At 75.2% G+C, this 20,679-nt stretch carries 16 protein-coding genes; 10 read left to right on the forward strand and 6 right to left on the reverse strand.

Translation table 11 applies throughout. The features are described 5' to 3' along the window. The first annotated feature begins 25 nt into the window (after positions 1-25). The 4 genes from ACF08D_RS21555 (at position 26) to fxsT (ending at position 8,934) form a co-directional block, all read left to right on the forward strand. The gene (locus ACF08D_RS21555) at positions 26-1,315 is read left to right on the forward strand and encodes an alpha/beta fold hydrolase (RefSeq protein ID WP_392224355.1); all 1,290 of its coding nucleotides are present in this window, start codon (positions 26-28) and stop codon (positions 1,313-1,315) included. A 166-nt stretch (positions 1,316-1,481) separates the two neighbouring features. Next, complete coding sequence (locus ACF08D_RS21560; RefSeq protein ID WP_392224356.1) at positions 1,482-3,128, forward strand: hypothetical protein; 1,647 nt, start codon at positions 1,482-1,484, stop codon at positions 3,126-3,128. Then, positions 3,125-4,279: an AAA family ATPase gene (locus ACF08D_RS21565; RefSeq protein ID WP_392224357.1), complete on the forward strand. Its 1,155-nt coding sequence runs from the start codon at positions 3,125-3,127 to the stop codon at positions 4,277-4,279. Before ACF08D_RS21560 ends, ACF08D_RS21565 begins: the two co-directional genes overlap by 4 nt. After that, complete coding sequence (fxsT, locus tag ACF08D_RS21570) at positions 4,276-8,934, forward strand: FxSxx-COOH system tetratricopeptide repeat protein (protein ID WP_392224358.1); 4,659 nt, start codon at positions 4,276-4,278, stop codon at positions 8,932-8,934. The genes ACF08D_RS21565 and fxsT overlap by 4 nt, the downstream gene beginning before the upstream one ends. A gap of 70 nt (positions 8,935-9,004) precedes the next feature. On the opposite strand, the gene ACF08D_RS21575 is transcribed toward fxsT, so the two are convergent. The 4 genes from ACF08D_RS21575 to ACF08D_RS21590 form a co-directional block, all read right to left on the reverse strand. Further along, entirely contained in the window at positions 9,005-10,852 is a 1,848-nt protein-coding gene (locus ACF08D_RS21575) for an HEXXH motif domain-containing protein (RefSeq protein WP_392224359.1), read from the reverse strand. 132 nt (positions 10,853-10,984) lie between these two features. Continuing rightward, positions 10,985-11,164, reverse strand: coding sequence for a hypothetical protein (locus tag ACF08D_RS21580; protein WP_392224360.1), 180 nt, complete (start codon positions 11,162-11,164; stop codon positions 10,985-10,987). A 138-nt stretch (positions 11,165-11,302) separates the two neighbouring features. After that, positions 11,303-12,451 carry a hypothetical protein gene (locus tag ACF08D_RS21585; protein ID WP_392224361.1) on the reverse strand — a complete coding sequence of 383 codons (1,149 nt, stop codon included), beginning with the start codon at positions 12,449-12,451 and terminating at the stop codon, positions 11,303-11,305. Positions 12,452-12,478: 27 nt separating this feature from the next. Then, positions 12,479-12,940 (reverse strand): flavoprotein, encoded by a 462-nt coding sequence (locus tag ACF08D_RS21590; protein ID WP_392224718.1) that lies wholly within the window; start codon positions 12,938-12,940, stop codon positions 12,479-12,481. Positions 12,941-13,301: 361 nt separating this feature from the next. On the opposite strand from ACF08D_RS21590, the gene ACF08D_RS21595 reads away from it, so the two are divergent. Next, entirely contained in the window at positions 13,302-14,612 is a 1,311-nt protein-coding gene (locus tag ACF08D_RS21595) for a serine/threonine-protein kinase (protein WP_392224362.1), read from the forward strand. Positions 14,613-14,646: 34 nt separating this feature from the next. Here ACF08D_RS21595 and ACF08D_RS21600 read toward each other — a convergent pair whose 3' ends face one another. Beyond that, a complete protein-coding gene (locus ACF08D_RS21600; protein ID WP_392224363.1) occupies positions 14,647-15,447 on the reverse strand; it encodes a VOC family protein in 801 nt (266 codons plus the stop codon). A 384-nt stretch (positions 15,448-15,831) separates the two neighbouring features. On the opposite strand from ACF08D_RS21600, the gene ACF08D_RS21605 reads away from it, so the two are divergent. The 4 genes from ACF08D_RS21605 to ACF08D_RS21620 all read left to right on the forward strand — a co-directional run bounded on the left by ACF08D_RS21605 (position 15,832) and on the right by ACF08D_RS21620 (position 18,866). Further along, positions 15,832-16,302, forward strand: coding sequence for a hypothetical protein (locus ACF08D_RS21605; RefSeq protein ID WP_392224364.1), 471 nt, complete (start codon positions 15,832-15,834; stop codon positions 16,300-16,302). 50 nt (positions 16,303-16,352) lie between these two features. After that, a complete protein-coding gene (locus tag ACF08D_RS21610) occupies positions 16,353-16,919 on the forward strand; it encodes a toxin (protein WP_392224365.1) in 567 nt (188 codons plus the stop codon). 85 nt (positions 16,920-17,004) lie between these two features. After that, positions 17,005-18,231, forward strand: coding sequence for an MAB_1171c family putative transporter (locus tag ACF08D_RS21615; protein WP_392224366.1), 1,227 nt, complete (start codon positions 17,005-17,007; stop codon positions 18,229-18,231). A gap of 32 nt (positions 18,232-18,263) precedes the next feature. Beyond that, on the forward strand, positions 18,264-18,866 hold the full coding sequence (locus ACF08D_RS21620; RefSeq protein ID WP_392224720.1) for a hypothetical protein: 603 nt from the start codon (positions 18,264-18,266) through the stop codon (positions 18,864-18,866). A gap of 16 nt (positions 18,867-18,882) precedes the next feature. Here the strand turns inward: ACF08D_RS21620 and ACF08D_RS21625 are convergent, their stop codons facing one another. Then, positions 18,883-19,284: an SsgA family sporulation/cell division regulator gene (locus tag ACF08D_RS21625; protein WP_392224367.1), complete on the reverse strand. Its 402-nt coding sequence runs from the start codon at positions 19,282-19,284 to the stop codon at positions 18,883-18,885. Between the two features lie 155 nt (positions 19,285-19,439). On the opposite strand from ACF08D_RS21625, the gene ACF08D_RS21630 reads away from it, so the two are divergent. Further along, entirely contained in the window at positions 19,440-20,663 is a 1,224-nt protein-coding gene (locus ACF08D_RS21630) for a D-alanyl-D-alanine carboxypeptidase family protein (protein ID WP_392224368.1), read from the forward strand. Positions 20,664-20,679 lie beyond the last annotated feature (16 nt).

Consider the following 20,679-nt stretch of genomic DNA (forward strand, 5'->3'; position numbering starts at 1 on the left):
GGGGCACATGGTCAGGGTCCTGTTCGTGCACGGCACAGGAGTACGCGAGCCGTCCTACACCACCGCCCTGGAGGCCGTTCGGGCCGGCCTCGCGCGCGTGCGGCCCGACGCCCGGGTCGAGCCGTGCGACTGGGGCACCCCGCTCGGCTCCTACCTGCGCGCCGGGGGCGTCTCGATCCCGGGGTACGCGCCGGCCGGTGCCGGCCCGGCGGGCCCCGGGACGGCCGGTGCCGGGGCGGCCGCCGGTACCGGTCCGGCCGGGCTCGTCCCCGCCCGCGAGGACGAGGCCCTCGACGGGGACGAGACCCGGGAGGACGACGAGGCCCGGCTGCGCTGGGCGATGCTGTACGCCGACCCCTTCGCCGAGCTGGACGCCTACGCCCTCGCGGGCCCGCCCCCGGGCAGTGCGGCGCCCGCCTTCGTCCCGGGCGCCGCGGCCCCGGGCGACGCCCTGCTGGACCTGGTCGGCCGACTGGACGCCGCACCGGCGGCGCGGGCCGCCTGGGCGGCCGCCGTCCCCTCCGTACCGCTCACCGAGGCCGTCGCCGCGCTGCTCGCCTCGCCCGCGCTGCGCCGCGCCGCCGCGTCGGCCGCCCCCGAGGGGGACGCCCTGCCCCGGCTGGCCGCCCGCGCGCTGACCGCCTGGGCGCTGGTCCACTCGGGGCGCCCGCCCGGCGAGGTGCCCGTCGCGGCGCGCGACGACCTGGCCGACACGCTCACCGCCGAACTGGGCGGCGACATCAAGGGCCTGAGCGACCTGCTGGTCTCGGCGCTGGGCTTCTCCGCCCGGCTCTTCGAACGCTCCCTCGGCTCCCGGATGCTGGTCGCGCGGCGCGGTGCGATCAGCGGCCGCTCGGTCGGCTTCTTCGGCGACGTCCTCAGCTACCTCACCCGGGGCCAGGCCGTGCGCGACCATGTGGCCGCCACGATCCGCGCCCTGCCCGGCGAGGGCCCGGTGGTGGTCCTCGGCCACAGCCTCGGCGGGATCATCGCCGTCGACCTGCTCGCCGACCCGCCGCCCGGCCTGGCCGTGGACCTGCTGGTGACGGTCGGCTCGCAGGCACCGCTGCTGTACGAGCTGGACGCGCTGCCCTCGCTGCCGTACGGCACCGGGCTGCCCCGGCGCTTCCCCCGCTGGCTCAACATCTACGACCGCCGCGACCTGCTGTCCTACCTGGCCTCCGGTGCCTTCGGGCACGATCCCCGGGTCACCGACGTGGAGGTGGACAACGGGCAGCCGGTGTCGGCGGCCCACAGCGCGTACTGGGCCAATGACATGTTCTTCCGGGAGTTTTCCACAGCGCTCCCCGGGTGAGCGGCGAACGGCCTAACCTGGCCGTCCGACGAGAATCCGATGGAGATCCCACGGGGAGATCCGACGGGGAGACCCCTGGCGAATTCCGACGGGGAAACCAGACGGGCAGACACATCACGGGAAGGATCGGCCGACAGCACACGGCACGGTGCGAGGGGGGACGCGCGTGGCCGCCACGGGAGGGTTCGACGCCGTACAGCTGCGGATCCTGCGCGCCTTCGTCGACGCGCTGGAGGATCCGGCCGTCCGGCTGATCAACGACAGCAGCAGGGAGCTGTGGCGCCAGATGGTGCACCAGCACATTCCGGGCCTGACCGCCGTGAGCTTCACGGTGCCGCGCCAGGAGTTCCTCAGCGTCGTCCACAACTGCGCCGCCCTGGACGGGGGCATGGACGGGCTGGTCGACGCCACCTGCCTGGTCACGCCCGCGCTGGAGCCGGCGCTGTTCCTGCTGCTGGCCGAGTGGAAGGCCCGCCTGGCCTTCCCGGGGCCCGACTGGGCGCCGCTGCGGCGGGTGCTGGAGACCCCGGTGTCCGAGTTGGGCGCCCTGGTGGACCGCGCCACCGACGGTCTCGTACCGCTGCCGGAGCACTGCGCCACCCCGTGGGAGGCGTTCGTCCACCTCGCCGACCGCAACAGCCGGGCGGGCGCCCTGATGCCGGCCATGGCCTTCCTGGAGCACACGGCCGCGCTCTGCCCGGAAGTCGCGGCAGGAGTCGGGGAGTTACGCGGCTGGAACGACCACTTCGCCCGCCAGTGGCATCTGACCGGTCCCCTGCTGGCCCTGCGCACCCGGCTGAGCGGCGCCCCGCCCGGCGGGAGCGCCGCCCCCGTGGACGAGCCCCCGGCCGGCACGGCCCCCGTGCCCGCCCGCACCGGGGCCGCCGCACCGGTCCGGCCGGGCAGGCCGCTGATCAGGATCTACGTCAAGGTCGAGCCGGACCGCACCCCGCAGGGCGGGGTGGGCCGCCGGCGGGTCGCCCGCGCCCAGCGGTACCACGTCTCCGCATGCGTGAAGTACACCGATTCGCAGGCCCTGCACCGCGATCCGCACACCGAACCGCGCGAACCGGTGACCCGCACCCAACTCCCGCTCACTGTGGCAGAGTTGCTGACGCACATGACTCAGTTACGCCACTCCCGCGCCGAGAACGCCGCCCTGGAGCTCTTCCTCCCGGCGGAGCTGCTGACCGAGCCGGTGGAGTGGTGGGACCGCGACCCGTCCCTGGGCTTCCCCAACTCCCTGCTGAGCCGCTACCGGGAGATCCTGCTGCACAGCCTGGAACGGGTGCAGCGCACCCGCTACCACAACGCCTGGCGGGCCCGCTGGGCCCACTGGCGCACCGGCGGCCCCGGCCTGGTCCACGAGTGCGACCCGGAGACGCTGACCGACGCGGAGCATCTCGCCCTGCTGGACGCCAAGATCGGGCGGGACGACGACGTGGTGGCGATGGTGCTCAGCAGACCGCCCCACCGGGACACCGAGCTGGGGCTGAGGGAGATGGGTCGTGCTCTCGACCTCGGGGTACCCATAGTGGTGTATCACCGCGACGACCCGGCGTCGGAGGTGTTCCGCAGCATGATCCGAGAGACCTTGGCCAATGAGGGACTGGCAGGGCTCCCCGAGCGTGCGCAACAGTGGAAGTCGGACGTCGCCGTGCGTGCCACCAGGACCGCCGCGGGCGGGGCGAGCGCCGTGACCGACCGGGACGCCGAAGCGATCCGGTCCTTGAGCATGATCTGGGACGACCCCGAGCTGATTCTCGAGGGCGGGCAGAGCGCTCCCGCCACCTTTGTAGGGGGGACCGAGTGAACGCGGCGCACAACGGCGGGCCGCTCTACCGGGGCACCGGGGAGCTGTCGCCGGACGAACCGTACGAGTCGAGGACCTGGCCCGAGGGCCCGCCCTGGCGGCACTTCCGCGCCCCGGCGACCATGCCCCAGCCACCGGACGACGACGAGGCCGACCGGCGCCTCGGCCCGCCCGGCAGACCGCGCACCCCCCGCCCGGAGGAGGTGCGCCTCGTCAACGCCGCGCTGCTGCTGCGCAGACCGCTGCTGGTCAGCGGCCGGCCCGGGGTGGGCAAGTCCGGTCTGGCGTACCGGATCGCACGGGAGCTGCGGCTGGGGCGGGTGCTCCACTGGCCGGTGACGAGCCGTACCACCCTCGCCTCGGGACTGTACGAGTACGACGCCATCGGCCGCGCCCAGGCGACGCACGACGAGGTCCGCGCCGCCGGGGCCGCCGACCCCGGAGCCCGCGACTCAGGAGCCCGCGACGCCGGCGGTGACGGTGAGCACGTCCAGGGGGACGGCGGTCACGACGGCAAGGGCCAGGGCGGGGCGGGCGGCGACCGGCCGGGGGTCGGGAACTACGTCCAGCTGGGGCCGCTGGGCACCGGCCTGCTGCCGTACCGGCTGCCCCGCGTGGTCCTCATCGACGAGATCGACAAGTGCGACGCGGACCTCCCCAACGACCTGCTGACCCTCTTCGAGGACGCCTGGTTCGACGTGCCGCCACTCGTCCGGGTGAAGCGGAACGAGCCGACGGCGACCGTCCATACGGCTGATCCCGGGGGCACCGCCGTCATCGAGGAAGGGGTGGTCAGGGCGCACACCTTCCCGATCGTCGTCATGACCTCCAACGGCGAACGGGAGTTCCCCGAGGCGTTTATGCGCCGGTGCCTCCGGCTCGACATTCCGGACCCGGACGCGGAGACATTGGCGGAGCTGGTCGCGGGGCATTTCGGCGACCGGCTCGGACCGGGGCGCGACGAGCTGATCCAGGATTTCCTCCGGCGCAGCGCCCGGGTGGGCGGACTGGCCGCCGACCAGTTGCTGAATGCCGCCCATTTGGCGACCTCCGGTCTCTACGAACCGGGCGGCGGCGACGCCGGTGAGTGGCAAGCGGTCCTCTCCGCCATTTGGCACCCTCTGGGTGGTGAAGGGGCGGATACGGCGTGACCGGCGACACTTCGGCGGCCCGTGGTGCGGAAGGGCGGCACCGACGGGACGGCCCGGCGGACCCACCGGGCCGCATCGCCGCACCCGAGAGCGGCCCGCCCGTCACGGGTCTGTACGCGTGGGAGGTCGCCGACGCCGTCTGGCTCGCGGCGCACCACCCCTGGCTCGCGGACGGGCCGGGGGCCGGGGAGCACGCGCCGGACGCGGACGCACCTCACCACGACCACGACCACGCCCAGGACCGGGAGGACGGGCGGCGGGAATCGGCCACCGACCACCGGGGCGCCCGCGGCGACGACCCGGACGACCCGCCCCCGGACGGCGACGCACCCGGCAGTACCACCCTCGCCCCGGACGAACCCGCCCCGGACGCACTCGCCCCCGGCGACCCCACACCCGGCTCACCCGGCTCACCCGGCTCACCGGAGACCTTCACGCCCGACGCGCCTGAAGGCGCCGCGCCGGGTGGCGCCTTACCGCTCCCGGGGGGCCCGGGCACCACCGGCGCGCCCGGCCACGGGCCGCTGCACGCACCCGCACTCGCGCGGGCCCGCGCCCTCGCCGGACCGGTGCCGCGCCCTCCCGATGCGCGCGACTTCGGGCGGGCCCTGCGCCCCCTGCGCACCCACCTCGCATCGGCGTACGCCCAAGGGCTCGACGAGCCGGCCACCGCCGAGCGGATCGCCCTGGCCCCGCACCTGCCGCCCGTGACGGCGCCGGAGCCGGAGCGGCGGTGGAGCGCCGTCCTGGTGGTGGACAGCGCCCCCCACATGGCGCTCTGGCAGCCGGCCGTCGACCGGTTCGAGGCGGCGCTGCGCACCTACGGCGGGCTGCGGGACGTCGACGTCCTCACCCTGGACACCGCCGACGCCGGGCGGGCCGTGCTGCGCGGCCCCGGGCGGGCGGGCCGGCCGGGACGGGAACGGCCCCCGGGCGGCCTCACCGACCCCACGGGGCGGACGATCGTGCTGGTGCTGACCGACGGGGCCGCGCCCGCCTGGCGGTCCGGTGCCGCCCAGCGGCTGGCGGCCCGGTGGGGCGGCTCCCAGCCGGTGGCCGTGGTGCAGACGCTGCCGCAGCGGTTGTGGCCGGGCACCGGGCTGTTCCCGGTCCGGGTGCGGCTGCGCGCGCAGGGCCGGGGGGCGGCGGCCGGCCAGGTCCAGTGGGCGCCCGCCGAACCGCTCGCCGCGTCCCTGCTGCCGGACGCGCCCGGCCGGGTGGTGGCCGTCCCGGTGCTGGAGCTGAGCCCCGAATGGCTCGACCCGTGGGCCCGGTTCGTGGCCGGCACCACGCCCCGCTGGGCGGACCTCCCGGCGGTCCTCGCCTCCGCCCGGACGCCCGCCCGGCCGTCCGGCCGGGCCCTGCCACCGCGCCCGTCCGCCTTCCCGGGCTCCGCCTCCCCGGAGGCCCCGGAGGCCGCAGAGGCCCCAGAGGCCCTGGAGGCCCCGGGGGCGGCCCCCGTTCGGCGGCTCTCGGCGGCCGAGCTGGTGGCCCGCTACCGCAACCGGGCGTCGCTGGACGCCTTCGACCTGGCGACCCGGCTGGCCGCCGTCCAGCTCGACCTGGACACCATGCGGGAGGTGCGCCGGCGCACCATGCCGCGCGCCACCGAGGCCCATCTGGCGGAACTCCTCATCAGCCCTCTCGTGGAACCGCTGCCCGGCTGCGGCGGGCATTCGTACCTCTTCACCGACGGTGTACGGGAGGAACTGCTCGCGGCCGGAAGCAGAACCGCCACCGAAAGGGCGCTGAAAACCGCCGCCGAATTCCTGGCCCCGCACAACGAGGCGGCCAGGGAATTGCTGGACTACCTGGAGAACACCGCGCGCCCGCTCGCCGGAGCGCCCGGGGAGCAATCCCCGGACCCGCTCGACGCGGTCGAGGAGACCGCCGACAATCTCCGATTCCGGCAGGCCGAACACGCCGCACTGCAAGCGATCTCCGGTTCCCATCTGCGCCGCGCCGCACGGCTCGGCGCACGCATCGGGACCACTCATTCGAACGACCGGACCAGCGTTTCGCCGGGTCCCTCCGATGAGACACTCCCCGACAACAGCGACAGCACCATTCCCCCGTCTGGAGGCCCCCACGTGAGCACGGTCCCCGCCCCGGCACAGACCCCGGCCCAGCAGCCCTCGGCCGGAGGGGGTGGACGGCCCTCGATGCCCACGGTCTGGGGCAACATGCCGCCCAGGAACGTGGTCTTCACCGGCCGCGAGGAACTGCTCGTCGCCCTGGAGAACGGGCTGCGCCGGGGCCCCACCGCCGTCCTCCCGCACGCCCTGCACGGAATGGGCGGCGTGGGGAAATCCCAGCTCGCCCTGGAATACGTCTACCGGCACGCGTCCGAATACCAGGTCGTATGGTGGATCCCCGCCGAGCGGACCACCCAAATTCAGCAGGCGTTCGTCGAACTGGCCCGGCGGCTCCACCTCCCGGTCAGCTCCGAGGCCATTACCGCCGTGCCCGCCGTACTGGAAGCGCTGCGCACCGGAAATCCGTACAACAGCTGGCTACTGGTGTTCGACAACGCGGAAAGCCCGGCGGCCGTGCAGGAATACTTCCCGAGCGCACCGGAAGGCGGACCGGTAGGCTCCGTGATCGTGACATCGCGCAACCCTCAATGGAACACCTTGGCCCATCCCCTCGAGGTCGATGTGTTCGAACGGGAAGAGAGCATCCAGCTGCTGAGGCGGCGTAATCCCGACCTGTCCGACGAGGACGCGGACATGCTCGCGGAAATCCTCGGCGACCTGCCGCTCGCGGTGGAGCAGGCGTCGGCGTGGCGCGCGGAGACGGGAATGCCCCCGGCGGAGTACCGGAGGGTGTTCGAGGAGAAGGCCGCCGAGCTGATGGCGGTGTCACCGCCCACCCAGTACGAGAAGACCGTCGCCACCGCGTGGAACGTGTCGCTCGACCATGTGGAGGGGAAGAACGCCGGGGCGATCCAACTGCTGGAGCTGTGCACCTACTTCGCGCCCGAGCCGGTCAACCGCCAGTTCTTCTCCACGGCCGTGTCGGAGCCGATCGCGCCCGAGCTGGACCGGATCTTCACCGACCCGATCCGGCTGAGCCGCGCCATCCGGGAGATCAGCCGGTACTCCCTGGCCAAGATCGACCACCGCACCAACTCGATCCAGATGCACCGGCTGGTGCAGGCGGTGCTCGAGGCACGGATGACGGAGGAGCAGCGGCGCAGGTTCCGGCACGGCGCCCATCTGCTGCTCGCGGCGAACGCCCCCAGCGACCCGCAGGCGCCGGGGAACTGGCAGCGGTTCGGCGAGCTGTACCCGCACGTCATCGCGTCCAAGGCGGCGCTGTCGCCGCACCGCAACGTCCGCCAGATGGTGCACAACGTGGCGGAGTACCTCTTCTACTGGGGCGACCACGCGGCGGCGCTGGACTTCGCCCGTGAGACGTACGCCGACTGGTGCCGGCTGTTCGGCGAGGACGACCAGCAGACCCTGGTGCTCGGCCGGCACCTGCGGTTCGTGCTGTGGCGCGACGGCCGCTACCAGGAGGCCGCCGAGCTGGGCGAGCGGATGCTCGCCACGCTGGAGGGCGCCGGGCCCGACCTGGAGGAGGAGTACCTGCGCGTCAAGGGGCAGGTGTCGGGCGACCGGCGGGCGCGCGGCGACTTCCGGGGTGCGCTGGAGTTCGACGAGGCCGTCTACGAGCGGGCCGTACGGGCGTACGGCGACGAGGACCCGGAAACGCTGCTGCACGCCCACAACCTGGGCGTGACCCTGCGCGTCAACGGCCTGTACGCGCGGGCGCTGGAGCTGGACCGGGCGAGCTGGCGGACCAAGGTCCAGCTGTTCGGCGCCGACGCGCCCACCACGCTCAGCTCGGAGGCGTCCCTCCACCTGGACAAGCAGGAGCTGGGCGGCTACCTCGCGACCGAGAAGGCGTACGAGGAAGCGATCGACATCTACCGCGACACCTTCGGCGACCTGCACCCCAACACGCTGAAGGCGATCGCGCGCCTGGGTGTCGCCCAGCGCAAGGCCGGCCACCACGCCGCCGCCGAGGCCAACACCCGCAACGCGCGCGGGGCGCTGGTCGAGCGGTACGGGGAGCGCAGCCCGGACGCGCTCCAGGCGTCGCTGAACCTGGCGATCGACCTGCGGCAGAACCGCTCGCTGGAGGAGTCGCTGAAGCTGGGCGACCGGACCCGGGCGCTGTACGCGGAGATCTTCGGGCTGGACCATCCGCACACGGCCGCGGCGGACGCCAACACGGCGATCACGCTGCGGCTGCTGGACCGGGTGGACCAGGCGCGCAAGCTCAACGAGTCGGCGCTCGCCCGGTTCCGCGACAAGCTCGGCGAGGCCCATCCGCACACGCTGATCTGCGCGGTCAACCTCGCCAACGACCTGTTCGCGCAGGGCGACGCGGCCGGGGCGCTCGACCTCGACCAGCGGTCGCTGCCGCTGCTGGTCGAGGCGCTCGGCGAGGAGCACCCGACGGTGCTGGTGCTGCGCGGCAACACCGCGGCGGACCTGCGGGCGCTCGGCCGTACGGGCGAGGCGGAGGAGCTGCACCGAGCGGCGATCGACGGGGTCCGGGCCGCGCTGGGGGACAGCCACCCGGCGTGCGCGGACATGCTGGCCTGGCGCCGCGCCAACTGCGACATCGACCCCATGCCCATCTGAGACGCCCGTCCGGGACGCCCGTCTGAGCCACCCGTCCGGAACGCCCGTCCGGGACTCCCGTCCGGGGGGCTCAGCCCCGGCCCAGCCACCGGGCCAGGGCGACCGGGTCCGGGGCGCGGCCCGTCCGGGCCGTCACCGTGCGGTGGACGGCGGCGGCCAGCTCGGGGTGCGCCATCAGGGCGGCCACCGCCTCCGGGGCCTCGCCGGTGTCCGCGAGGGCGAGGCCCAGGCCGGTCCACGCGGCGGGCCGCCGGGGCAGGTCGCGCAGGTGGAGGCGGCGGGCGGCGGGTGCGTCGCCGCACGCCCACAGCAGGTCGGCGCGGCTCGCCCCGGCGACCCCGGGCACGGTCGCGCCGCGGGTGTCGCGCAGCCGGCCGAGGGCGCCCGGGTCGGCGAGCCCGACGCGTACGAGCATGGCGCGGGCGTCCAGCAGCCGGTGCCCGGCGTCCTCCGGCGGCAGGCGCCGGTCCGGGAGCCCGGGCGGGCGGGCGGCGCCGGCGGTCCAGGCGGCGGCGAGGGCGTCCACGTCCCCCGGGTAGGGGCGGAGGTGGGCGGCCCGCCAGGTGGCGCGGTGGTCGGCGGCGAGCCGCAGCGCGAGGCGCTCCTCGGGGCCGCCGCCGGGGGTGCCCAGCTCCCGCACGGCGTCCAGCAGGTGCGGCAGCGCGCGGCGCCCGGCGGGGGTGAGCGCCGGGTCGGCGGCCAGGTCCGGGACCGTGCGCGCCAGGTGCGTACGCCACAGGGCGCTGTCGAAGCGGGCGACGGCGCTGTCCGGCGCCTCGGGGCGGCGGGCGGCGTACGCCGTCCAGAAGCGGGCCACGGCGGTGAAGGCGTAGGCGCCCTGGAGCATGCCGCCCAGCGGCCGGGGGTCGTCGCGCCAGGGGGCGTAGTGGCGGGCGGGGGTCCCCTCCGCCTCGTACAGCGGGCACAGGTGGAGCAGGGCGCTCAGTTTGCTGTGCTGCAGCTCGTGGACCAGGGTCGCCGCGCACTGGGCGGCCGACTCGGGCAGGGACGAGGCCATGCCGCCGACGCCGTGCCCGCTGGTGACGCTCCGGACCCGGAAGGGCTCGTGGGCGGGGAGCGGCTGCACCGAGCGCAGCAGCAGCGCCGCCGCCGCGGCGGTCGGCGGGTCCACCTCGGTCAGCAGGGCGTACGCGTCGGAGAGCAGCCGGCTCCAGGCGGTGTACGCGGCCGGGGTCAGCCGGGTGGCGGCGCCGTAGGGCAGCGGGGCGGTGCGGTGGGCGCCGAGGTCGTCCACCACGACCCGGCGCGGGCCGCCGGGGGCGAGGGCGACGCGGCGCACCGGGGTCCAGCCGGGCGCGGGCCGGTCCGGCCGGGTGGGCAGCCGGGTCCGCCCGCCGCGGCCGCCGACGGTCACCCGGCCGCCGGAGGACCGGACCTCGGCGGTGTCCCAGGCGGCGGCGCCGGGCCGGTGGGGTACGGGGAGCCGGGCCACGCCCAGCGTGGGCAGGGCCACCCTGCCGTGGTGGGCCGGGACGGGGAAGGAGAAGGGCAGCCCGGCGCGGACGGCGGCGGCCACGGCCAGCGCGTGGAGGTGCCCGGTGTCCGCCCACAGCGGGGTGCCCGACCGGGCGGGGGCGCGCAGCCGGGCCAGCAGCCGGTTGAGCCACAGGCCCGTCTCGGGCAGCAGGAGCAGCTCCTCCACGGCGGCGGGGCGGTGGCGCTGCGCCACGGCGAGGAGGTCCCAGGCCCGCTGGGCGGCGGGCAGCGGGCCGGTCACCCCGGCCAGCGGGGTGAGGGCGTCCATCAGCAGGTCGAACAGGAGCAGGCGGTGGCTGTACTCGGCCCGGGACAGGCAGGTCAGCGCCTCGTGGCCGCCCTCGGCGCGGGCCAGCTCCCGGAAGTGACGGGGTGACAGTGAGTGCCGCGACTCCGCTCGGCGCAGTGGGTCAGGGCGCATACCGTCCCTCTGTGTCGCCGCCCGGGCGGGCGTCGGGCCGTCCCGCGAGGTGCCGGGCGGGCGGTCAGGCGTCCGGCCTCCCGCGGGGTGCCGGGCGGGCGCCGGACCTTCCGCGGGGTGCCGGGCGGGCGGTCAGGCGGTCCAGCTGTTCTCCGAGCCGGGCGACATGCTCCTGGCCGAGCGTCCGGCGTCCACCAGCAGCCGCGCCTTGGCAACCGCTCTGGTCTCGTCGGGCCGGGAGCGCAGCTCCTCCAAGGAGGTGCCCGTGAGATCGGGCAGGTCCGACGTGATGGCGGTTTCCGGCTTTTCCACTGCCGTAGACCTCCCCCGGTGTCCGAGCGGTGTTCGATCCGCCGCCCTTACATGATGTCCCAAGGCGCCACCGCGGGAAACATGCGCTACCGGACAGCCTGGGGCCCGGCGGGGCGCCCGTGGCCGAATCGCGGAGCCTCAACCCCCGTCCGCGGCAGGCTCGGTGAACCACTCCGGGTAGTCGCGCAGCACGTCCAGCAGATCGTCCAGGGCGGCCGTCCCCGGGTCCACCACGGACACCGCCTCCCACAGGTGCGTCAGCCCGTCGGCGAAGCTCACACAGGTGTCGACCAGACCCAGGATCTCCGTCCTGGCCTCCGCCCGGCGCGGGACGCTGCCCGCGATCGGGTCGGGCAGGGAGCGGATGACGAGGTCGCGGGAGCCGGGGGCGCGCATCACCTCCACCGCGTGGAGGGCGTCGTGCAGGCGCCGCTTGTCGGCCAGTTCCAGTCTCCGGCGGCGCGGGGGCGTACGCCGGGGCGCCGGGACGGCGCCGGCCGCCGGGCCCGCCGGGGCCTCCGGCAGCGGGGGCGTCTCCGGAGACGACGGGGCCTCGCCGCGGGTCCGGATCGCCCCGCCGTCGCCGTCGAACCAGAGCGAGGTGGCCGTCCCGGTCGTCCGGCGCAGGGCGTCGGCCAGCCGCATGGGCGAGGTGCGGGCCTCCGGGTCGGCGCGCAGCAGGCGCAGCGCCTCGGCGCTGAACCGGCCGGACCGCAGGCCGTTGCGGGCGGTCTCGCCGGGCCCGCAGGCGAACAGGGCGTACTGGTCCGCGTGTTGGCGCGGGGTCGCCCGGGGCAGCGGGTCGGGGCGCAGCGCCCCGGCCGTACCCGCCGTACCGGCGTACGTCTGGCAGGCGTCGAGCAGCCACAGCTGGCGCGGGTGGCCGGGGGCGCCGTCCGAGCGGTAGAGGGCGAGGGCCGCCTCGACGTCCAGGCAGCGCAGGTCCTGCTGGACCGCGTCGGCGAACAGCAGCCGCCGGGCGAGGTCGGCGTCGACCAGTCCGTGCCCGGACCAGGCCACGAACAGCCAGTCGCTGCGCTCGGCGGCCAGTTCGCGGGCGAGGACCCGATGTACGGTGTCGCGGTCGGCGGGCCGGTACGGCAGGCCCGCGCCGGCCGCGAGGTCCGCGTTGCGGGTGAGCGGGGAGAGCAGCAGCGTGATGTCACCGGGTTCGAGGCCCAGTTCACGGAGCCAGGCCACATGGCCGAGGGCGTCGCGCACCGGGCCGTCCAGGTCCCAGGCCGTCCCCGCCTCGTAGGACTCGACCCCCACCACGAGCGCCCGCATCGGCACCTCCCTGTCCCAGGGTAGGTCTCAACCGGCCGCCGGGGGGCGGATGTCGAGCAGTTCGAGGGCCTCCTCCCAGCGGAACTCCCTCTCCCGGCCGCCGATGCGTACGCCCATCTCCCGCAGGGCGTCCAGGCTGCGCGGGTAGGCGGGGTGGGCGGCCTGGGCCGCGCTGAGGCACGGCAGGACGGCGGTGGGGACGCCCAAGCCGTACGCCTCGCAGAGGATGCCCAGCGCGAGGGTGTCCGCCATCCCGGCGGCCCACTTGTTGATGGTGTTGAAGGTGGCGGGGGCGACGGCGATGGCGTCCGGGTCGGGCAGCGGGCGCGGGTCGCCGGGGCGGCGCCAGGCGGAGCGGATGGGGTGTCCGGTCCGCGCCTCGACGGCCGCCGCGTCGATGAAGCCCAGGGCCAGGGGCGTGGCGACGACCCCGACGTCCCACCCCCGGTCCTGCGCGGCGGTGATGAGCGCCCCCACGCCGGGCGCCATGCCGGAGGCGCAGACGACGACGTACAGGAAGGGCCTGGGGGACTGCTGGGGCACGTGGGACTCCAGAGGGTGGGACGGCGGTGCGGTTCGGCGGCGCGGTGCTGTGGTGCGGGACGGGGGTGCGGGACGGCGGTGGGACGGCGTGACACGCGGCCAGGGCGCCTGGTCCTGACCGCGGTACTGCGGATGCGGTACGCCGATGGTGCCGCAGTGCGCGCGGCCGGCGGTAGGTACCCTGAGCGCGTCGCGGACTCTCCCATCACCCCTGCCGCCCGGCGCAGTTGCGCCGGGGCGGCGGCCGGGCCGGTGGATCGATCGAATCAGGCAGGTGCACAGGGTGCTGGTGGCGGATCGGTACCGGTTGGAGACTCCCATCGGCCGCGGCGCGATGGGAGAGGTCTGGCGCGCCACGGACGAGGTGCTGGGCCGGCCGGTGGCGATCAAGCTGCTCCTGGGCGACGACTCGGACTCCCAGACGGCCGCCCGCTTCCGGCTGGAGGGGCAGACCGCGGCGCGGCTGAGCCATCCGCATGTGGTGGCGGTCTTCGACTTCGGGGCCTGGGAAGGCCGTTTCTACCTGGTCATGGAGCTGGTGGAGGGCCGCAGCCTGGCGCAGGAGCTGGCCGCGGCCGGGGCGCTCCCGGCCGCCCGGGTGGCGGCCGTGGCCGCGCAGACGGCGGCGGGGCTGGCGGTGGCGCACCGGCAGGGCATCGTGCACCGGGACATCAAGCCCGGGAACCTGATGGCGGACGCGGACGGGACGGTGAAGCTCGGGGACTTCGGCATCGCCCGGTTCGTCGACGACCCGGCCGCCGCGCTGACCCAGGCCGGGCAGATCGTGGGCACCAGCCTCTACCTGGCCCCGGAGCGGGCGCTGGGGCGGCCGGCGGGGCCCGGTTCGGACGTGTACTCGCTGGGGTGCGTGCTGTACCAACTGCTCACCGGGCGGCCGCCGTTCCACGCCGACACCGCGACGGCGATCCTGTACCAGCACATCGACACCGCGCCGGTGCCGCCGCTGCGGCTCGGGGTGGACGTGCCGCCCGCGTTCGAGAACTACCTGCTGGGCATGCTCGCCAAGCAGCCGGAGGAGCGGCCGTCGGCCCAGCAGGTCGCCGACTGGTTCGCCTCGGGCGCCTGGCAGGGGCGGGCGCAGTCGCTTCCCGACCCGTCCCCGGCGCACACTCCCGGCCCGGCGGGGTCCGCGCCGCGCCCGGGTCCCGCGCACGCCCCCGCGCCCGCCGGCCCGGCCGCGTACGCCTCCACCGCCGCCGGGCACGCCGCTCCACGGCCCTCGTCCCGGTCCGCGTCGCGGCCCTCGTCCCGGGCGGCGGCCCGGCCGGCGTCCCGTGCGGGGCGCCAGGCGCCGCCCGGGCCGCTGCCGGCCGCGGAGGGCGGCACCGCCACCACGTACGCGCTGCCCGACGGCCCCCGGCAGGGCGGGCGCGGGCGGCGGGCGGCGGCTCCCGCGCGGACGACCGGGGTGGCCGGGGCCCGGCGGTTCGTCAGCCGCCGCCCCCGGGTGGCGAGCCTGATCGCCGGCAGCGTGGCCTTCTTCGCCGCCGTACTGGCCGGGATGGCGCTGTTCTCGCCCGACACCGCCGCGGAGCAGACGCCCCGGGTGGAGATCGCCGTCACGCCCAGCACGCTGAGCGGTCCCAACCCCGGCTGATCCCCGCCCCCTCGCGCGGCGGGCCGCCGGCCCCTCAGATGTCCCTCATCTCCGGCATCTCGCCCTCCGTCGTACTGCCGTCGATCACGGAGAACGTCGCGCCGTGCGGGTCGAGGATGCTCGCGAACCGGCCGAAGGGGGTGTTCATCGGGCCCCACACGACCGCGCCGCCGCGCTCGACGGCCGTGGCGCACGCGGCGTCGCAGTCCGGGACGCCGAAGTACACGTTGATGTAGGGCGGGACGTCCGCCGGGAACTCCTCGCCCATCCGCATCCGGCCGAGGACGGGGTCGCCGTCCACGTGGAAGGTCCGGAACTCCTCGCCGTGCGCGTCCATGTCCATCGCCTTGGCGGTGTACGGGAAGACGGCGGGGAAGAAGGCGTCGGACTTGTCCGGCTCCCGGGTGAAGACCTCCGCCCAGCAGAAGGCGCCGTCGACGCCCCGCACGTCGAAGCCCTCGTGGGTGCCGCCCTGCCAGACGCCGAAGACGACCCCGCCGGGGTCGCGGGCGAGGGTCATCGAGCCGAAGTCGCCGACCTTCATCGGCTCCATCAGGATCTGGCCGCCGTTGTCGCGGATCTTCCGCGCGGTGGCCTCCACGTCCGGCGAGGCGAGGTACAGGCACCAGGCGGACTGCTCCTCCGCGCCGGGCATCGGCGGGACGACGGCGGCCACCGCCTTGCCGTCCGCGTACGCCTGCGTGTAGTTGCCGAACTCGGTGCTCGACTCCCCGAACGTCCAGCCCAGGACGTCACCGTAGAACCGCTTCGCGCCCTCGACGTCCGCGAACATCGCGTCCGCCCAGCAGGGCGTGCCCTCGGGTTGCAGTGCCATGATCGTTCCCTCTTTTTCCACTCCTGAGTGGTAGGTGCGCACTTGTCACGCTAGCGAGCGGTACGGAGGTGTGCGCGCCGAGCGGGGGCGCGCGGAAACGGCGGGGCGACCGCCCGCGCGCTCCGGTGGAGTGCCATAATGCGGGCGTAGCCCATCGTGCATCCCCCGTCGCGATGGGCTACACCCCTGTCGGGGGGCTGCCGGGCATGACGGGGTGCCGCACGGGCAAGGGACTCCCCTCGTGGCCCCCTGCCCGTGTTTTTTCGAGTTAACAGTGACGTAGAGTGGTTGCGCAAGTCTGGTTCTGCGGCAGGGAGCAGGTTGCTCCGCTTTGTCGCCGATGCGCGCCGGCGCGAGCCGGTGCGAGAACACATGGGGACCCGGATGGACAACGGCGAAGAGCGGACGCCCGAACTGCGGACGTTGCAGCAGAAGGTCGCGTACATGGTCGAGAAGACCTTCCCGGGGCGGAAGATCTCCGGCCGGGTCTTCGCCGACCTGGTGAAGGAGCGCGGCGGGTCCCTGTCCCACAGCTACTTCTCCAACATCCTCGCGGGCAAGGTGACCCACCCCTCCGAGGACATCCTCAAGGCGCTGGGGCTCGGCTTCGGCGTCGACTGGCGGTTCTTCAAGGACGAGTCGGAGGTGGTGGACGACGTCCTGGCGGGCCTCCAGTTCCTGGCGAGACGGCGCACCGGGGAGATCAGCGGCATCGCCGCGCGCGGCAACGACGACGCCGGAATCCCGGCGGAGCTGCTGCAGTTCGCGCTGTCCCTGCTGGAGGAGACCGCGCGGGACGAGCACCGGGCGGGCCGGGGCGACGAGCCCGGCGGGGGGAATCCGGACGGCCGGTAAACTCGCGCACGTCAGGAGGGCGAGCCGAACGAGAGGCCCCAGAGGCGCCCATGTCCATGCGCGAGCTGCGGAGAGAGTGCGAAGCCGGACTGGCCGACCTCCCCATCCCGGCACCCTTCTCGATCGAGGCGCTGGTCGCCAACATGGAGGCCGCGCGGGGCCGCACCATCGTCCTGCGCGAGCTGCCCGACAGCCTGGCGCGCGTCAACGCCGCGTGCGGGCTGCGCCTCACCACCGGGACGACCAGCCTCGTCCTGTACCGCCGGCGCCCCACCGCGTACCAGACCCAGCACGTCATCCTGCACGAGCTGTGCCACGAGTGGTTCGACCACGGCACGTCCCTGGACGCCGACCGGCTGAGCCGGCTGCTGCCGGTCTTCGACGCCTCGCTGATCTCCCGGATGCTGGGCCCGGACACCACCGTGCAGGCGCGGGCGCAGTACGACACGCACGACGAGCGGGTGGCCGAGTTCGGCGCCTCGCTGATCCCCCGGATGGCACGGGACATGACCAGTGATGACATGGTGGGGCGGCTCGCCAACTCCCTGTCGAGACCCGTCGCTCACCGGCGCCGCGGCCTCTTCCGGCGTGAACGGCCCGTCGGCCGGGCCGAGTAGAGCCGGACCGTCCCCCCACGCACCCGCCCCACCCGACCGACCCGACCCACCCGACCGATCCCACCCCGAGGACCGAGGCCGATCCGTGAGCGCGCTCGACGTCGCCGGCTACCTCATAGCCGGCCTGATGACCGCCGTCGCCCTGTGGCGCATGCCCGCCGCCCTGTGGGGCGACGAGGAGGACCGGCGCCGCCGGGCGCTGTGGGGCTGCTACGCCGGGTTCGCCGCGGCGCTGTGGACCAAGACCGAGGCCGTGCGCACCGGCCTCAACGACAGCCCGGTCGTGGACCTCGCCGTCCTCATCAAGCACTACACGTCCACCGTCGCGATCCTCGCCATCCTCAGCTACATCGTCGCCATCTACGGGCACTACCCGGCGGAGGGCGGCGTGCCCCGGCACGTGCGGTTCGCGCGGACCGTGCAGCAGGTGGCGGCCAAGGCGTCCGTCGCCACGCTGATCCTGCTGACCGTGCTGTTCTTCACGGTCGTCGACCGGTCCGAGCCCTCCGACCGGTTCGTCTCCGACCACGCGGGCCAGTGGGGCGCCACGCTCTACATGAGCGTCTTCTACCTCTACCTCGGCGCCGCGTCCGCCGTCTGCGCCTACCAGTGGGCGCTGGCGACCGGCGACGCCCGGCTGCGGCACCTGCGGATCGGGCTCGGGATGATGACGGCCGCCATGTTCATCGGCGTCGCCTACACCGTCAGCCGCACCCTGTTCCTGTGGGCCAGCGTCGTCCACCGCCCCGGCCACTCCTTCGCCCAGTCCTTCGACAAGGCGACCGAGCTGGCGCAGATCGTGCTGTTCGCGCTCTTCGCGGTGGGCGCCTCCATCCCGGCGTTCAGCAAGGGGTGGCGGCGGGTGAAGCTGTGGCGGGCGCAGGCGACGCTGCACCCGCTGTGGCACGCGCTGATGACCGCCTTCCCCGACCAGCCCTTCGAGCCGCCGGCGCCGCTGCTGCGCGAGCTGACCCGCTTCGACACCCCGGCGGACCTGCGGGTCGACCGGTGGGCCGCCGACATCGCCGACGCCGTGGAGAAGCTGCGCCACTACGTCCCCGACGGCCTGGTCGGCGCCGCCACCTCGGCGGCGGGCGGGCCGGGGCCGCTGGCCGACGCGTACTGGATCAAGGCCGCGCTTGCCGCGAAGGCGGACGGGGCGCCCGCCGGGAGGGCCGCGGCGGTCGAGCAGAAGCACGCGACCGACCAGGACGGCGAGGTGGCGTGGCTGGTACGGGTCGCGGTCGCGTACCGGAAGGCCGACACGGCCCGGGCGCGCGGGCTCCTCGCCCCCCTGGAGCGCACCGCGTGAGCGCCGGCACGGGCACGACCCCGGACACGGACATGGACACGGGCGCAGGTGACGGGGGCAGGGTCGGCGCGCGGTCCGCGGCGCGGGTGGTCACCGACGTGTTCCAGCCGCGCAATGTGCTGCTCGTCGGCATGCTCGCCCTCGGGTGGGCGGCGGCCGGGCACTGGTCGGGGCTGCTGTGGGGGCTCCTCGGCGCGCTCTGCGCGGGGCTGGTGCCCGCCGGCTACATCGAGTGGGAGCGCTCGCGCGGCACCTGGGGCGACCGGCACGTCGTCGACCGCACCAAACGGGCGCCGATCTTCTTCGTGATCCTCGGCTCCATCGGCACCGGCTCGGCGGTCATGGTCCTGGGGCACGCCCCGGCGGGGATCCTGCGGGCGATGCTGGCGCTGTGGGTGATGACGGTGGGGCTGCTGGCGGTCAACACGGTGTGGAAGATCTCGGTCGACTCGGCGGTCGCGTCCGCCGTGGTCGCCCTGCTGTCGGCGGTCCACTCGCCCTGGTGGCTGGGGGCGTACGCGATGACGGTGGCGGTGTGCTGGTCCCGGGTGGCGCTGCGGTACCACACGGTGGCGCAGACAGTGGCGGGCGCGGCGCTGGGCGCGGCGACGGCCGCGGCGCCGCTGCTGGGGTGACCCCGGGGCCCGGCGCTCACCCGGCGGCGAGCAGCTCCGCCAGGAACGCGTCCAGGTCCTCCAGCCGCTCCCGGCCCGCCGGGACCTCCTCGTACGTCCGCTCCAGGAAGCGCCGCAGGGAGGGCACCCACACCGTGAAGACGGCGGTGTGGAGCAGTTCTATGCGCAGCTCCTCCCGGGTGCCGTTGAGCACCGGCCACATCCGGACGTCGCCCTCGCCGACCGGGTGCGCGGTGCCGTCCCGCAGCATGTCGCGGTCCAGGCGCCACTCGGCGTAGACGAAGCCGCCGTGGGTGAAGCCGACGGTGACCGCGTAGGGGTCGCGCGGGTCGTAGCCGAGGTGGGCGAGCACGGGCAGCTCACGGCCTTCCGGCGAGAGAAGCCGCATGAAGACCTTGTCGCGCAGGACCGTGTTCATGTCGTTCCTCCTGAGGTACGGGTGACGGGAGTCCCTGGGGCCCCCTTGCAGGTGCCCCACGAGGACCGACTAATGCGGGCGGCCGGGCGACCGGGGTACTCCGGTCGGCGGCACACCGCTCGGCGCCCCGTCCGCCGCGTCCCTACGGTGGCTGAATGATCGTCAGTTCGTTCGTGGCGGCGGCCCTGCTGCTGCTCCCGTCCGCGCCGGCCTCGTCCGCGACCGGTCCGCGTCCCGTCGAGCCGGTCCCGCCGCCCGTCGCCGTGCGCGCCGACCCGGCGCTCCTGCACCGGGCGGGCACCCAGGCGCGCGTCCCGCGCACGGTGGCGGCCCCGCCGCGGCTGTCCGCCCGGTCCTGGCTGGTCGCCGACGCCGCGACCGGTGACGTGCTGGCGGCGCGCGACGCGCACCGGCGGCTGCCGCCCGCGTCGACGCTGAAGACCCTGTTCGCGCTGGCCACCCTGCCCGGTCTGCCCGCCGAGCGGCAGCACACCGTGAGCGAGCACGAGCTGCGGGGCATCGGCGACGGCAGCAGCCTGGTGGGCGTCCGCGAGGAGGTCACCTACCGGGTCGCCGACCTGTGGCGGGGGGTGTTCCTCAGCTCCGGCAACGACGCCGTGCGGGTCCTGGCGGGCCTGAACGGCGGCTGGGACGCGACGATCCGCAAGATGCAGGCCACCGCCCGGTCCCTGGGCGCCCACGACACCCGGGTGGTCTCCCCGGACGGCTACGACGCGCCGGGCCAGGTGTCGTCCGCGTACGACCTGGCGGTCTTCGGGCGCGCCGGGCTGCGGAACCCGGACTTCGCCCGCTACGCCGCCACGCCCTACGCCCAGTTCCCCGCCGGGCGCTGGTCCTTCGGCATCCGCAACACCAACCGGCTGCTCACCGGTGCCGACGGCGTCCGGCGCTACCCGGGCCTCCTCGGGGTGAAGAACGGTTACACCACCCACGCGGGCCACACCCTGATCGCCGCCGCCCGCAAGGGCTCGCGCACGCTGGTCGTGTCGGTGATGAACCCCCGCCAGGGCGGGGCGTACGCCGTGTACGAGGAGGCCCGCTCGCTGCTCGACTGGGGCTTCGCCGCCGCGCCGCACGCCCGCCCGGTGGGCTCCCTGCTGCCGCCGCGCGCCGCGCTCCCGGCGCGGGCCGCCGCGGCGCCGCAGCCCGCGCGGTCGCCGCGCTCCCCGGCCGCCGCGCCCCCGGGCCGCCCCGCGCCCGGCGCGCCGCCCACGGACGCGGTGTCGGTGGCCACCCTGCCGACCGGCGGGGACGGCGGGTCCGGTGACGGGTCGCTGCTGCTGCCCGCGACCTTCGTCGGGTCGGCGTTCCTGGCGGCGGGCGCCCTGTGGTGGGTACGGCGCCGCAGCACCCGGTGATTGGGGGGTGGGCGTC

The sequence above is a fragment of the Streptomyces sp. NPDC015131 genome, assembly GCF_043079975.1.
In the GTDB taxonomy this organism is placed as follows: domain Bacteria; phylum Actinomycetota; class Actinomycetes; order Streptomycetales; family Streptomycetaceae; genus Streptomyces.

Bases quoted from the DNA above. Each gene is read 5' to 3' on its own strand.
- ACF08D_RS21575 (WP_392224359.1), bottom strand. From the start codon at position 10,852: ATGCGCCCTGACCCACTGCGCCGAGCGGAGTCGCGGCACTCACTGTCA.
- ACF08D_RS21585 (WP_392224361.1), bottom strand. From the start codon at position 12,451: ATGCGGGCGCTCGTGGTGGGGGTCGAGTCCTACGAGGCGGGGACGGCC.
- ACF08D_RS21590 (WP_392224718.1), bottom strand. From the start codon at position 12,940: ATGGCGCCCGGCGTGGGGGCGCTCATCACCGCCGCGCAGGACCGGGGG.
- ACF08D_RS21600 (WP_392224363.1), bottom strand. From the start codon at position 15,447: ATGGCACTGCAACCCGAGGGCACGCCCTGCTGGGCGGACGCGATGTTC.
- ACF08D_RS21605 (WP_392224364.1), top strand. From the start codon at position 15,832: ATGGACAACGGCGAAGAGCGGACGCCCGAACTGCGGACGTTGCAGCAG.
- ACF08D_RS21610 (WP_392224365.1), top strand. From the start codon at position 16,353: ATGTCCATGCGCGAGCTGCGGAGAGAGTGCGAAGCCGGACTGGCCGAC.
- ACF08D_RS21620 (WP_392224720.1), top strand. From the start codon at position 18,264: ATGGACACGGGCGCAGGTGACGGGGGCAGGGTCGGCGCGCGGTCCGCG.
- ACF08D_RS21625 (WP_392224367.1), bottom strand. From the start codon at position 19,284: ATGAACACGGTCCTGCGCGACAAGGTCTTCATGCGGCTTCTCTCGCCG.
- ACF08D_RS21630 (WP_392224368.1), top strand. From the start codon at position 19,440: ATGATCGTCAGTTCGTTCGTGGCGGCGGCCCTGCTGCTGCTCCCGTCC.